The organism is Streptomyces malaysiensis subsp. malaysiensis (genome assembly GCF_040653035.1).
GTDB classification, from domain to species: Bacteria; Actinomycetota; Actinomycetes; order Streptomycetales; family Streptomycetaceae; genus Streptomyces; species Streptomyces malaysiensis.
The window spans coordinates 165,578-178,304 of sequence record NZ_JBEZNG010000012.1; the positions used below are offsets into that span (position 1 = coordinate 165,578).

The window sequence follows — 12,727 nt, forward strand, 5'->3', positions numbered from 1 at the left end:
TCGGGCGGGGGCTTTGCCCCTTCCCGGAGCCTCGCTACGCGGCTCCGGGAAGGGGCGGGGAGGGGAACAACCCGCCAGATGCCCGGTGGCCGCCGTCCGGTGGGGTCGGCCTGGCAGTTTCCTGTCTCCGGCGTTGCCCGCTCCGGGGGCCTCCGATTTGAATGGGCGCATCAGAGCGGGGGACCGGCGAGCCGCAGCTCGCACCCCGTCCCGGCGGCCGGTCGCCACCCCCGCGAGCCGTCGATGTGCGGGATTCCGGCGCCGCTCGGCACCGGAGCCTCGCGCCATCCGGTGTCCGCCGTGCGGAAGGCGAATCCTCCATGAGTCACATGCCGATCGGTCCGGTCTACCAGCGCGCCGACGCCGACGGGGCGGCAGCGATGAGCGTCGCGTCGCGGCCACTGCCGATGAGCGGCGTCGGAGTTCTCGACAAGGCGTCCATGATCCTCAGCGTTGTCGAGCAGCGCCCCGCCAGCCTCGCCCAGGTGGTGGCCATCAGCGGGCTGCCACGCCCCACCGTCTACCGCATCGCCACCGCCCTGGAACGGCTCGAACTGCTGACCAGGGACGCGCACGGCCGGTTCCTGCCCGGCGCCAGGATCGGCCACTCCGGGGCCGCGCACCCGCGCGACCGGCTCGAGCACATCGCGGAGGGCGTGCTGGCCGAACTGCACACCCGCACCGGCCTCAACGCCCGGGTGCACCGCCGCCGCGACGCCGTGCACATCTGCGTGGCCAGCTCTTCCGACCCGGTCACCGGGCAGGACGCGGTCCCCCTCGGCACCGCACGCCCCGCCAAGTCCGGCCCGGTCGCCCAGGTGCTGCTCGCCTGGGAGGACCCGGACGAGCTGTACGCGGGGCTGCGTGGCGCGCGCTTCAACGCGGCGCAGCTGGCCCTGGTCCGGCAGCGCGGCTGGGCACACGGGCCCGATGTGATGGTGCTGGACGAGTATGTGCTCGCCGTACCGGTCCGGGACGGCGACGGCCGGGTCTCCGCGGCGCTGGTGCTGTCCGGGCCGCGGGCGAGGATGGCCAAGCTCCCCGAACGCGGGTTACGGAACACGGTCATCGACGCCGCCGCCGGGCTGACCGAGACACTGCCGCGGCCGTCGAACCGCCCCCGCCCCCGCCCCCGCCTGCGCAGCGTGCCGCCCCGCTGAGCCCGCCACAGCTGTCGGTCGGCCCGCCCGCACACGGGCTGGGGACTGCCCGCACACGGGCCGGTGGCTGCCCCCACAGGGCCGGTCGGCCCTTACGGCGCCCCCGGCGGGGGCCACCACTCTCCGGCGCCGTCTCCGGCCCCCGATGGGCCGGGCTCGTCCACCGCGTCCCGCCCACCGGGTCCGTTGACCGAGCCCGGCTCACTGGGCCGGTTCGGCGCGCCCGGCCTGCCTGGCGTGTCCGGCCCACCGAGAACGCCTGCTCCGCCCCGCCCACTTGACGTGCCAGGTCCGTCGGGCCCGCCGTGTCCGTCTGGGGTGTCCGGGTCCTCCTGCCCGTGCGGCTCGGCTGTTCCGTCCGGTGCTTTGGGTCCATCTGGCGTGCCCGATCGATCCGCCGAGTCCCATCCGTTCGCCGGGTCCGGTCCGTCGGGCCCGCCGTGGCTGTCTGGGGCGCCTGGATCCTCCTGCCCGTGCGGCTCGCCCGTTCCGTCCGGCCCCTCCGGCCCACCGCGTCCTTCCGGGGCGCCCGGGGCCTCCGGCCCCTCCGGCTCGCCCGCCGCCTCGCCGCCCCCGGCGTCTCCCTTTGCCGCGTCGGTGGCATCCGGGTCCGGGTGCTGTCGCCCTGTCAGGGCGTCGACGAAGCGTTCGAGCAGCTCGCCCCAGGGCGCCGCGCAGTCGCGTAGACACGCCTCCTGGTCGTGGGCGATCTGCTCCTCCAGCCGGGCCAGGAACGCCCAGGGGGGCTCGGTCGCGGCCGGAGGGGTCGGGTCGTCGGTCATCGGGCGGCTCGCTGGGTGGTGGGTTACGGGGGCGGGTCCAAAGGATCTCCCGCGCATCCTGCCCCGCCCGGGCGCCCGTGATCCATCGCGGGGTCACCTCCGCCGCGCACTGGCAACAAGCTGTTATGCCGTTCCTCCAAGGCCCTTCCGGCCGCCCCGGACCCGGCTCACGGGCCCGCCCTGGCACCTTCCTGAAGGGGGCATTGAGGCGCGTGGCGGGCCTGGTTAGAAAGGTGTCCCGGGTCCTCCCGCCCGCCGCGCGGCGGGCAGCGGAGCGCGACCCGGCGGTGGGGCTCTTCCCCGCGCCCCGCCGCCGACACCTCAATGGACGCGGCGCGAGCCATCCGAGTGCGTCCGGCCCCGGACGGGGCCGGGCCGGTCGCCGCGCCGGCCGCGGGGGACAGCCACGAGGAGAGCGACGATGACATCGTCCGGCAGTGCCCGAAGCCGGTGGTTCCGGCGGTACCCGGCGGCGGCCGGACGGCCGCGGGCGCGGCTGGTCTGTCTGCCCCACGCGGGCGGGACCGCGACGTTCTTCCACCCCTGGGCCGGTGCGCTTGGCCCCGACATCGAGGTGCTGGCCACCCGGTACCCGGGCCGTCAGGAGCGGATCGCCGAACCGTGCGCGACCAGCATCGAGCAGCTCGCCGACCCGCTGGCCGCGGAGCTGCTGCCCTTCCTCGACGCCCCGGTGGCCTTCTTCGGCCACAGCATGGGGGCGTCGCTCGCCTATGAACTGGCCCTGCGCCTCCAGCCGGCCCATGCGGACCGTCTGGCCGGACTGTTCGTCTCGTCCCGTGAGGCGCCCCATCTGGTCACGCCCAAGGAGATCCACCTCGGCACCGACGACGAGCTGATCGCCGAGGTGGTGCGGCTCGGGGGCGCGGACGCCGCGCTGCTGGACGACCCGGGGATCCGGGACATCGTGCTGCCGTCCGTACGGGCCGACTTCGGGATCGCGGGCACCTATCGGGCCGCGGCCCCGCACCCCGTCGGATGTCCGGTCGTGGCCTATGCGGGAGACCGGGATCCGGGTGCCGGGGAGAACGAGATGAGGCATTGGTCCGAGGTCGCCGGACATTCCTTCGACATACGCGTCCTGCCCGGTGGCCATTTCTACCTGAATGCCGAGCGGGATTCCCTGACGAACGACATCAGAAGGCGTCTGGACGAAGCAGTGTTGGCACCTTCCTGACGCGGCACGTGCACATCACATTCCCGTACTGCGATGGTTTCGAGTGCGGGAACGCAAAAGGAGCGCCGAACGGGGGATTCCCGCCCGGCGGCAAAGACCGAGAGGTTGAATTCATCATGCCTACCCTTACCGAAGAGCGCGCTACGAAGATCAAGGAAATCGTCTGCGAGATCCTGGAGCTCGAGGAGGACGAGGTCAGCGAGACCAGCCTCTTCCGTGAGGACCACGACGCCGACTCGCTGCGCGCCATTGAGATCCTCGCCTCCCTGGAGAAGGAGTTCAAGGTCGTCATCGACCAGTCCGAACTCGCCCGCATGGTCAACCTCAAGGGCGTCTACGAGGTCGTCGCCGAGTCAGCGGGCTGGTAATCCCGTCCGCTGTTCAAGCCGAGACTGGTTGGAGGTTTCGATGACTGCTCCCGCGCGTGACGGTTCCGCCGTCGCGGCTCATAGAGTGGTTCTTACCGGGTTTGGCGTTTTCTCCAGCATTGGAGTGGGCGCCGCCGAGTTCGCCGAGGGGCTGCGCTCCGGCCGCAGCGGAGCGAAGCCGATCACCGCCTTCGACACCGAGGGGTTCGCCCACGCCAACGGCTGCGAAATTGTCGACTTCGAACCCGAGAAGTGGATACGCAATCTGGATGTGGCGGAACTCGGCCGGGCCAGTCAGTTCTCGGCCGCCGCGGCCCGCATGGCCGTCGAGGACGCGAATCTCGACGTCGACGCGTTGCGGGAGCAGCGCGGCCTCATCTCGATAGGCACCACCGACGGGGAGTCCTTCGATCTGGACCAGCTGGTGGAGAGCCAGATCGCCCACGGGCCGGAGAAGATGGACTCCACCATCGCCCGCCGGGTGCGGGCCGGCCGTCTCTCCGCGGCCGTCGCCCATGAACTCGGGCTGACGGACGTCGAAGCGGTGACGATCCCGACGGCCTGCGCCGCCGGGAACTACGCCATCGGCTACGGCTTCGATGCCGTACGCACCGGCGAGGTGGATTTCGCCCTCTGTGGCGGCGCCGACGCCATGTGCCGCAAGACCTTCGCCGGCTTCTACCGGCTGGGCACCATCGCTCCCGAGCTGTGCCAGCCGTTCGACGTCGACCGTAAGGGCATCCTCACCGGCGAGGGGGCGGGCGTACTCGTCCTGGAGAGCCTGGAGTCGGCCCTGGCCCGTGGCGCCCGCATCTACGCGGAGGTCCTCGGCTACGGGCTCAACTGCGACGCCTACCACCAGGTGGCCCCGAACCAGAGCAGCGTCGCCCGCTGCATGGCGCTCGCCCTGGAGAACGCCGGGGTCAAGCCCGGCGAGGTCGATCTGGTGTCCGCGCACGGCACCGGCACCAAGGCCAACGACATCACCGAGGCCCGCGCCATCCGCGAGGTCTACGGCGCCGCCCCGCCGCGCACCATCTCCATCAAGTCGATGCTCGGCCACACCATGGGCGCCGCCAGCGCACTGGCCGCGATCGCCTGCTCGCTGGCGATCGTGCACCGCTTCATCCCGCCGACCATCAACCACACCGCCACCGACCCCGAATGCGAGGTCGACTGCGTGCCCAACGAGGCGGTCGGGGCGGATCTGCGGATCGTGCAGAACAACGGTCTCGCCTTCGGCGGCAACAACGCGGTCGTCATCCTGGGCAAGTACGAGGAGCACCGATGAGCCGCTGGCCCATCACCGGAGTCGGCGCCGTCGCCAGCGTCGGAGCCGACCCGGCGCAGATTTTCGACAACCTCTGCCAGGGGCGCGGCGGGCTGCACAGCCTGCGCGGCTTCAACCGCGACTGGTACAACGCCGACCTGCTGTACGAGGTGGACGACCGGCCCGCGCCGGGCACCGATGTCACGGGCCGGGCCACCGCCCTGCTGACCACGGCCGTCGGGCAGGCGCTGGACGACGCTGGCCTGCCCCCGGACCTGCGCGGGGTGCCCGTCCTCATCGGCACCGGGCTGCGCGAGCTGCGCTCGCTGGAGCTGTGGTGGCGCGACGGACAGGACTTCGACGCCGGACGGATGCACTTCGGCACCGCGCTGCGGGAACGGTTCGGCGCCGATGACACCACCACCATCTCCAACGCCTGCTCCGCCTCCCTGTACTCGCTGGCCCTCGCCGTGGACCTGCTGGAGTTCCAGGGGGCCGACACCGTCGTGGTGGCGGGCGTCGACGTCATCACCGAGAGCATGTTCGGCCTCTCCGACCGGCTCCAGCTCGACCCGCCCGAAGCGCTGCGCCCGTTCGACCGGGACCGCAAGGGCACCGTGATGGGCGAGGGCGCCGCCGCGATCGTGCTGCGCCGCGAGGCCGACGGCGGCGGCCACGGCTGGGTGCGCGGCGTGGGCGTCAACTGCGACGCGTACCACGCCACCGCGCCCGACGCCGGTGGCATCGCCCTGGCCATCAAGGACGCCCACAGCCGGGCGGGCGTCAAACCGGAGGACGTGGAACTGGTGATGGTGCACGGCACGGGCACCCCGCTCAACGACGCCGCCGAGGCCACCGCGCTGCGGGAGGTGTACGGCGACCACCTGGGCCGCCCCGTGATGACCGGGATCAAGTCGATGACCGGCCACACCTCCGGCGCCTCCGGTGTGCTCAGCCTCATCGTCGCGCTGCGCGCCATGCGGGAGCACCGTGTGCCCCCGATCACCGGACTCGACCATCCGGCCGAGGAGACCGAGGGATTCCGGATGGTGCGCGGCACCGCCGAACGGGCCGATGTATCGCTCGCCCAGATCGACGCCTTCGGCTTCGGCGGCATCAACGCCGTGGCGGTAGTGGAGGCGGCCCGATGAGCGCCGTACTGACCGGAGTCGGGCTCGCCCTGCCCGGCGTCACCACCCCGGAGGACCTGCTGGCCCCCGTCCCCGGCGGCGCCGAGCCGGTGGACCCGGCCGCCCGTATCGGCAAGAAGGGGCTGCGCTTCAAGGACCGCGCCACCCAGCTCGCGCTGGCCTGCGCCGCCGAGGCGCTGACGGACGCGGGACTGCTCGGCCCCGAGGGGCTCACGGTCCCCGGCGAGACCGTCGCCGTCCTGGTGGCCTCCAACTACGGCAACGTGGACACCGTCTGCTCGGTCGTGGACACCATCGCGGCCGAGGGGGCCACGGGCGGTGTCAGCCCCATGGACACCCCCAACGCGTCCAGCAATGTGATCGCCTCCACGCTCGCCATCAAGTACGGGCTGCGCGGCCCCAATCTGATGGTCTGCAACGGCGCCACCTCCGGCCTGGACGCGGTCCGCTGGGCCACCGCCCTCGTCGGCGCGCGCCGCGCCGACCGGGCGCTGGTCCTGGCCGTCGAACCGGACAACGAGATGGTCCGCCGCCTCACCGGCGCCGACCGGATCGTGGACGGCGCCGCCGCCGTCGTCGTGGAGCGCCGGGCGGCCGCCGCCGTCCGCGGCGCCGAGCCCCGGGCCGTGGTGAGCTCCGCGGTCCGCGCCGGAAGTGTCGAGGCATGCCTGGAGCGGCTGGCCGGGGACGACCGCACCCCGCCCGCCGCCTGGTTCGGCCCCGGCGACGGCCAGGGGGCCGGCTCCGCCCTGCTGCCGTCCAGCACCGTCCACCACGCGCTGGCCGGCACCTTCGGCGAGGCGTCGGCGGTCCTCGGCGTCCTCCAGTGCGCCGGAACCATCGGCTGGTACGCCGGTGGTGGGGCCGGGCCCGTCTACGCCCTCGCCGGCCGTGACGGCGACGACGCCACCGCCGGGCTGGCCCTCCTGGCCCCGGGCCGGTCCTGATGGCCCTCGGTGAGACCGGCGCGGCCGGGGACCGCGGCCCGGCACAGCGGCCGTTGCTGCTGCGCCACCGCCCCGCGCGGGACGCCACCCGGCTGCGCGCCCTGTTCCTGCACGGGCTGGCCAGCAGCGGGGCGGTCTGGGACGGGCTGGCCCCGCATCTGCCGCCGGACCTGGAGACCTGGACCGCCGATCTGCCCTGGCGCGCCGACCACGTCCAGCCGTGGAGCCGCCGCCCCGAGCGGACCGACTGGATCGTCACGGCCCTGGAGCGGCTGCCGGATCCGCCCGATGTCGTGGTGGCCCACTCGTTCTCGGCGAACCAGCTGCTGGACCTGTTGAGCCGGGAGGCCGAGGCGGGCAACGACCCGTACGAGCGGTACGGCATCCGGGGCGTCGTCCTCGTCTCGCCCTTCTACCGGCGCTCACCGGACGACTTCGCCTGGGACTCCGTCTCGGGCATGCAGCGGGACTTCCTCCACATCATGGAGGAGGGGCTGCGCACCCACTCCGCCCGCCGGATCTCCCCGGAGGTCCGGCGGCATATGGCGGAGCGGGTGTGCGAACGGGTCGGCCCCTACGGCTGGGTGCGGTTCTTCGAGCACTATCTGCGCACCCCCTGGCTCCGCACCGAACTGATCACCGTGCCCGGCCTGGTCGTGACCGGCCAGGACGACTTCGCCGCCGCCGAGAGCGCCCTGCTCGCGGCCGACCTCCCCGGGGCCGGGCTGCACACGGTCCCCGGATGCGGTCACTACCCGATGTCCGAGCACGCGGAGTCGTTCTCCGCCCTGGTCGGCGCGTTCCTTGGGCGGCTCCCGGACCGGGCCGCCCCACACCTCACGGAGAAGTGATGTCGCAAGCCGTCAAGTCGCTGCTGAACGAGTCGACCGCGGTCGTCCTCAGCCCCGGTTACGAGGGTGCCAACATCGGCACCATCATCGGTTTCAAGCACGTCAACTACCTGGTCGAGAAGGCCGTCATCGCGCACTTCAAGCGCAGCGGGCTCCCGGTCGGCAGGCTCTACGAGGAGCACGGCCTCGGATTCGACATCGTCGACATCGACTCCCGCCTCCAGACCGCCCTCATCGTCGATGACGAGGCGGCCGTCGAGGTGACCCCGGTGACCAAGGACGGCGCCACCGAGCTGGCGTTCAAGGTCGCCATCACCGTCGAGCGCGACGGCGCCCCCAAGAAGGCCGTCGCCTCCAAGGTGAAGGCCGTGCTGCGGCGCGACGAGAACGATGTGCGGATGACGCGCCGGCTGCCCGTGCCCGAGGGCCTGGAGCGGTTCGTCACGGACCGCGTCGGCGGCGCCGAGCCGGGACCGGCCGCGCCCGCGGTCACCGAGGAGCTGATCTCCGGCGCCTGTGCCGAGACCGACGCGGTGCTGGAGCACCTCCTGGCCGGACAGAACGCGTACGGCTGGAAGTTCCGCATCCCCTACCCGTTCGTGCACTTCTTCGAGCGCCTCCAGATGTCGGGCTATCTGCGTCTGATGGAGGAGGCCAAGCACCGCTTCGTGGACGCGCGCGGCATCTCCATCCGGGCGCTGCTGGAGGAGAAGAACTGGATCCCCGCCGTCACCCACTCCCGGGTGACACTGCTGGACGAGGCGCTCCTCGAAGAGGACCTCTACGTCGTCTACACCGTCGACAACGTCTTCAAGAACCTGCTCTACACCTCGCGCCTGGACACCTATGTGGTCCGCGACGGCCACCTGGTGCAGACCTCCACCGGCACCATCACCCACGCCTACGGGGTGGTCGAGAACGGCAAGGAGGGCCGCCTGGTCACCTTCGACGAGCGAGTCCTGAACGCCTTCGCCTCCGGCGACGGCCGGAACCAGCCGTGAGCACGACGGCCACCGCGACGCGCGGTCCCGTGATCGCGGGCTGGTCGGCGGTCTCGCCGTACGGCATCGGCCGGGACGCCTTCGTCGAGGGCGCCCGGTCCGGCCGGTCCACGGCCACCGCCTCCGAGCCCGGCGGCGAACCGGTCCCGGACGAGCGGGTGTGCCTGGCCCGGGACCTGGTCATCAAGGAGGTCCTGGGCCGCAAGGGGACCCGGTCCATGGACCGGGTCACCGGCCTGGCCGTGGCCACGGTACGGGAGCTGGTCACGGGGGAGGAAGGCGCGGCGGAGAGCGGCGCCGACGTCGCCCTCGTCCTGGGCACGACCACCGGAAGCGCCCAGAGCATGATGGACATCACCCGCGACACCCTCATCCACGAGAAGCCCTTCTACATCGACCCCTCGCACATCCCCAACGCCATCATGAACTGCCCCGCCGGGCAGTGCGCCATCTGGTACGGGCTCAAGGGGCCGAACACCACCGTCGCCGCCGGGCGTTCATCCGGGCTGATCGCCCTCAACTACGCCCGGCGGCTGCTCGCCTCCGGCCGCGCCATGACCGTTCTGTGCGGCGCCGTCGAGGAGTACTCCCCGGCCCGCGCCTGGCTCGAATGGCACACCCGGGGCGAGGACGAGACCGGTGTGGTCCTCGGCGAGGGCTGCGCGGTGCTGCGGCTGCGGCCCGCCGAGGCCGTGGCCGACGGCGAGGGGCTCGCCGAGGTGCTCGCCGTCGAGGCCGGGGTGGCGGGCCCCGACGGGGCGGGCCCCGCGCTGGAGTCCGCCGTGCGGCGCGCGCTGCGCCGGGCCGGGGCGTCGCGGGGGGACGTCTGGGCCGTGTCCCCCTCGGGCCCGGCCGGGCTCCTCGGCGAACAGGAACGGACCGCCCTGCGGACCGGGTTCGCCGGACACGAGGTGCGCTGGATCCCGCAGCCGGACACGATCGGCGACACCGCCGCCGCGACCGCCGCCTTCCAGATCGTCTCCGTGCTGACGGCGGCCCAGGACGACGACCGGGCCGCGGGCCGGCTGGCGGTGGTGACGTCCGTGGACCGTGACGGCGCGCTCGCCTGCGCACTTCTGCGCCTCCTGTGATGTCCCTTCCCGCTGTCTTCCCGCTGTGTGAAAGGAACCCCATGTCCGTCACCTACTCCGACGCGGCCGGCGCGGCCCCGCTCGACATGGACGAACTGCGCGGCATCGTCGCCGACATCCTGGAGGTCGACGCCACCGACGTGGCCGACGACGCCGACTTCATGGCCGACCTCGAGGTCGACTCCCTGATGGCGCTCGAGGTCATCGTGGTCCTGGAGAAGAAGTACGGCGTCAAGTTCGCGGAGGCGGAGCTGCGCCAGGTGGTGTCGCTGAACCAGGCGCATCAGCTGCTGACACAGAAGCTGCGCGCCCGATGACCGGCACGGCCACCGGTGGCACGTCCACCGACGCCACCACGTCCACCAACAGCCCGGTGCGGGCCGTGCCGGAAGTCGTGCGGCGGGCCTCGGCGGACGCCGGGCGGCCGGGGCCGAGCAGCGAGGTCCGGTTCCGTATCGCACCGGAGGAGCCGGTCTTCGCCGGCCACTACCCGGACTTCCCGATCTTTCCCGGGGTGTGCGTGGTCGAGTGTGCCCACCGCGCGGCCCTCGCCACGGCCCCCGGGGCCGGGACCATCGCGCTGCGGGCTCTGGAATCCGCCCGCTTCATCGGCCCGGTCTTCCCCGGCGATGTGCTGACCGTCCGCGCCGACTGGAAGCCGGCCGACGGCGGCTGGACGTACACGGCGACGGCCGCCACCGAGCGCGGCACCTCCGCCAAGGTGCGGCTGGGCTTTCGTACGGAGGTCACACCATGATCGACGCGGCCGGGATCAAGCGGCTGATGCCGCATCGCCATCCGATGCTGCTGATCGACCGGGTGGTGGAGCTCGTCCCCGGCGACCGGCTGGTCGCGCTCAAGGCCATCACCTGCAATGAGCCCTGGTACCGCCACCTCGGCGAGGACGCGGCCCCCGAGCGGTTCGCCTATCCGCAGACCCTGCTGGTCGAGTCCTGGGGCCAGGCCGCCGGGCTGCTCGCCGTGTGCGGCGCCGAGGCGACCGGCGGCCCGACCGGCCAGGTCATGCTGGCCGGTTCGATGTCCGGGGTGGAGTTCCACCGCCCGGTCCACCCCGGCGATGTGCTGGAGCACCGGGTGCGGCTCTTCCGGGCGCTCACCGACACCGTGATCTTCGAGGGCGAGACGCTGGTCGGCGGCGAGATCGCGCTGACCTTCTCGCGCATGGTGATGGCGTTCCGCCCCGGGGACCAGCTGCGCCCGCCGGCCTCCGCCGACCAGGTCGCGGCCCCCGCCGTTCCATAGCCCGCAGGTCCGCAGGCCCGCAGTCGGCCAGGAGGGCCCGCAGCCAACCAGGAGAGGGAACAGTCGTGCACAACAGTGAGTCCAGGGTCGCCCTCGTCAGCGGCGGATCCCGCGGCATCGGGCGGGAGGTGGTCCTGCGCCTGGCCCGGGACGGCTTCGACGTCGCCTACTGCTACCGGTCCGACGAGGCCGCGGCGAACGTCCTGGAGAAGGAGGTCCGGGAGCTCGGCGTCCGGGCGCTCGCCGTCCGCGCCGACGTCTGCGACATGGAGTCCGTCCGGTCGTTCGTGGGCCGCGCCGAGGAGACCCTCGGCCCGGTCGACGCCGCCGTCACCTCCGCCGGCATCACCCGGGACAACCCCCTGCTGATGATGGCCGACGAGGAGTGGAAGCAGGTCATCGGCACCAACCTCGACGGGGTCTACCACGTCTGCCGCGCCGTCATCTTCGAGATGATGAAGCGGAAGTCGGGCGCCATCGTGAACCTCTCATCCGTGGCGGGGGTGTACGGCAACCCCACCCAGACCAACTACTCGGCCTCCAAGGCGGGCATCATCGGCTTCTCCCGGTCGCTGGCCAAGGAGGTCGGCCGGTACGGCATCCGCACCAATGTGGTCGCCCCCGGCTTCATCGAGACCGATATGACGGCGGAACTGAGCGATCAGGTGCGCAAGAAGGCGCTCCAGCAGATCCCGCTGAAGCGGCTGGGCCGGCCGGAAGAGGTCGCCGACCTCGTCTCCTACCTGGTCTCCGACCGGGCCGCCTACATCACCGGCGCCGTCTTCCAGATCGACGGCGGCATCACCATCTGAACCCCGACCGGTCCATGACCGGCCCCTCATCGACCTCTACCGGAAGGCGGAGCACCACCGTGCCCAAGCCCAAGAAGCCACCGAGGTGGTACTTCTCGCTGCGCAGCCCGTACTCCTGGTTCGCCTACCTGGACCTGACCGAGCGCTACCCCGACGTGGCCGACGGAATGGACTGGATCCCCTTCTGGGAGCCCGACGCCGTCACCCAGCGGATGCTGGACGAGGCCGATGTGGAGCTGCCCATCGTCGCCATGTCCCGGGCGAAGAACTTCTACATCCTCCAGGACCTCTCGCGGATCTCCAAGGCGCGCGGTCTGAAGATGACCGTGCCGATCGACAAGGACCCCAACTGGGAGGTCTCCCACCTGGCCTATCTCGCCGCCCAGGAGGAGGGCCACGGTCGGCGCTTCATCGAACTCACCTACCGGGCGCGCTGGCAGGAGGGCCGGGACATCACCCGGCCAGAGACGATGGGCGAGATCGCCGTGGAACTGGGGCTACCGGCCGAGCGGCTGGCGAATGCCTCGGACGACCCCGGGTTGCGCAAGCGGGGGCTGGATTGCCTGGTCCAGTCGTATCAGGACGGCCTGTTCGGCGTTCCGTTCTTCATCTACGGACGGGAGAAGTTCTGGGGTGCGGACCGGCTGACGCCCTTTGTCGCGGCCTTCCGCGGCCAACCTCTCGAGGAGGTCGAGAAAGGCTGGCAGCATCATGACGAGCTGCCCCGGTTCTCCGCCCCCGGTGGAGATACTGGACATGCAGGAGGCTGCGGCTAGACCGCTCGGTCACCACACCCGCCGAGAAGAATTCGAGGCCGGGGCGGACGGGTCTCCCGC

General features: G+C 72.1%; 15 protein-coding genes. 14 read left to right on the forward strand and 1 reads right to left on the reverse strand.

The annotated features are described in order from the left end of the window. Nucleotides 1–320 precede the first annotated feature (320 nt). A complete protein-coding gene (locus tag AB0E24_RS24310; protein ID WP_256114411.1) occupies nt 321–1,160 on the forward strand; it encodes an IclR family transcriptional regulator in 840 nt (279 codons plus the stop codon). A gap of 92 nt (nt 1,161–1,252) precedes the next feature. Here the strand turns inward: AB0E24_RS24310 and AB0E24_RS24315 are convergent, their stop codons facing one another. After that, on the reverse strand, nt 1,253–1,999 hold the full coding sequence (locus AB0E24_RS24315; RefSeq protein ID WP_359379820.1) for a DUF6269 family protein: 747 nt from the start codon (nt 1,997–1,999) through the stop codon (nt 1,253–1,255). A 364-nt stretch (nt 2,000–2,363) separates the two neighbouring features. Here AB0E24_RS24315 and AB0E24_RS24320 point away from each other — a divergent pair, with 364 nt between their 5' ends. The 13 genes from AB0E24_RS24320 (at nt 2,364) to AB0E24_RS24380 (ending at nt 12,667) form a co-directional block, all read left to right on the forward strand. Continuing rightward, nucleotides 2,364–3,137, forward strand: a complete 774-nt coding sequence (locus AB0E24_RS24320) for a thioesterase II family protein (protein WP_359379823.1) — start codon at nt 2,364–2,366, stop codon at nt 3,135–3,137. 116 nt (nt 3,138–3,253) lie between these two features. Next, the gene (locus AB0E24_RS24325; RefSeq protein ID WP_069867802.1) at nt 3,254–3,505 is read left to right on the forward strand and encodes an acyl carrier protein; all 252 of its coding nucleotides are present in this window, start codon (nt 3,254–3,256) and stop codon (nt 3,503–3,505) included. A 40-nt stretch (nt 3,506–3,545) separates the two neighbouring features. Then, nucleotides 3,546–4,796, forward strand: a complete 1,251-nt coding sequence (locus tag AB0E24_RS24330; protein WP_359379827.1) for a beta-ketoacyl-[acyl-carrier-protein] synthase family protein — start codon at nt 3,546–3,548, stop codon at nt 4,794–4,796. After that, nucleotides 4,793–5,926: a beta-ketoacyl synthase N-terminal-like domain-containing protein gene (locus tag AB0E24_RS24335; RefSeq protein ID WP_359379829.1), complete on the forward strand. Its 1,134-nt coding sequence runs from the start codon at nt 4,793–4,795 to the stop codon at nt 5,924–5,926. The genes AB0E24_RS24330 and AB0E24_RS24335 overlap by 4 nt, the downstream gene beginning before the upstream one ends. Continuing rightward, nucleotides 5,923–6,873: a beta-ketoacyl synthase N-terminal-like domain-containing protein gene (locus tag AB0E24_RS24340; RefSeq protein WP_174884478.1), complete on the forward strand. Its 951-nt coding sequence runs from the start codon at nt 5,923–5,925 to the stop codon at nt 6,871–6,873. The genes AB0E24_RS24335 and AB0E24_RS24340 overlap by 4 nt, the downstream gene beginning before the upstream one ends. Further along, nucleotides 6,873–7,724, forward strand: a complete 852-nt coding sequence (locus AB0E24_RS24345) for an alpha/beta fold hydrolase (RefSeq protein WP_359379834.1) — start codon at nt 6,873–6,875, stop codon at nt 7,722–7,724. The genes AB0E24_RS24340 and AB0E24_RS24345 overlap by 1 nt, the downstream gene beginning before the upstream one ends. Then, nucleotides 7,724–8,725 (forward strand): acyl-CoA thioesterase family protein, encoded by a 1,002-nt coding sequence (locus AB0E24_RS24350; protein WP_069867798.1) that lies wholly within the window; start codon nt 7,724–7,726, stop codon nt 8,723–8,725. Before AB0E24_RS24345 ends, AB0E24_RS24350 begins: the two co-directional genes overlap by 1 nt. Then, nucleotides 8,722–9,816 (forward strand): beta-ketoacyl synthase N-terminal-like domain-containing protein, encoded by a 1,095-nt coding sequence (locus AB0E24_RS24355; RefSeq protein ID WP_359379839.1) that lies wholly within the window; start codon nt 8,722–8,724, stop codon nt 9,814–9,816. The genes AB0E24_RS24350 and AB0E24_RS24355 overlap by 4 nt, the downstream gene beginning before the upstream one ends. A gap of 41 nt (nt 9,817–9,857) precedes the next feature. Further along, entirely contained in the window at nt 9,858–10,133 is a 276-nt protein-coding gene (locus AB0E24_RS24360) for an acyl carrier protein (protein ID WP_069867796.1), read from the forward strand. After that, a complete protein-coding gene (locus tag AB0E24_RS24365; protein ID WP_359379844.1) occupies nt 10,130–10,573 on the forward strand; it encodes a 3-hydroxyacyl-ACP dehydratase FabZ family protein in 444 nt (147 codons plus the stop codon). Before AB0E24_RS24360 ends, AB0E24_RS24365 begins: the two co-directional genes overlap by 4 nt. Then, the gene (locus AB0E24_RS24370) at nt 10,570–11,079 is read left to right on the forward strand and encodes a 3-hydroxyacyl-ACP dehydratase FabZ family protein (RefSeq protein ID WP_167503665.1); all 510 of its coding nucleotides are present in this window, start codon (nt 10,570–10,572) and stop codon (nt 11,077–11,079) included. The genes AB0E24_RS24365 and AB0E24_RS24370 overlap by 4 nt, the downstream gene beginning before the upstream one ends. A 65-nt stretch (nt 11,080–11,144) precedes the next feature. Next, nucleotides 11,145–11,891 (forward strand): 3-oxoacyl-[acyl-carrier-protein] reductase, encoded by a 747-nt coding sequence (fabG, locus tag AB0E24_RS24375; RefSeq protein WP_359379848.1) that lies wholly within the window; start codon nt 11,145–11,147, stop codon nt 11,889–11,891. Nucleotides 11,892–11,950: 59 nt separating this feature from the next. Beyond that, on the forward strand, nt 11,951–12,667 hold the full coding sequence (locus AB0E24_RS24380; RefSeq protein WP_093705894.1) for a 2-hydroxychromene-2-carboxylate isomerase: 717 nt from the start codon (nt 11,951–11,953) through the stop codon (nt 12,665–12,667). Nucleotides 12,668–12,727 lie beyond the last annotated feature (60 nt).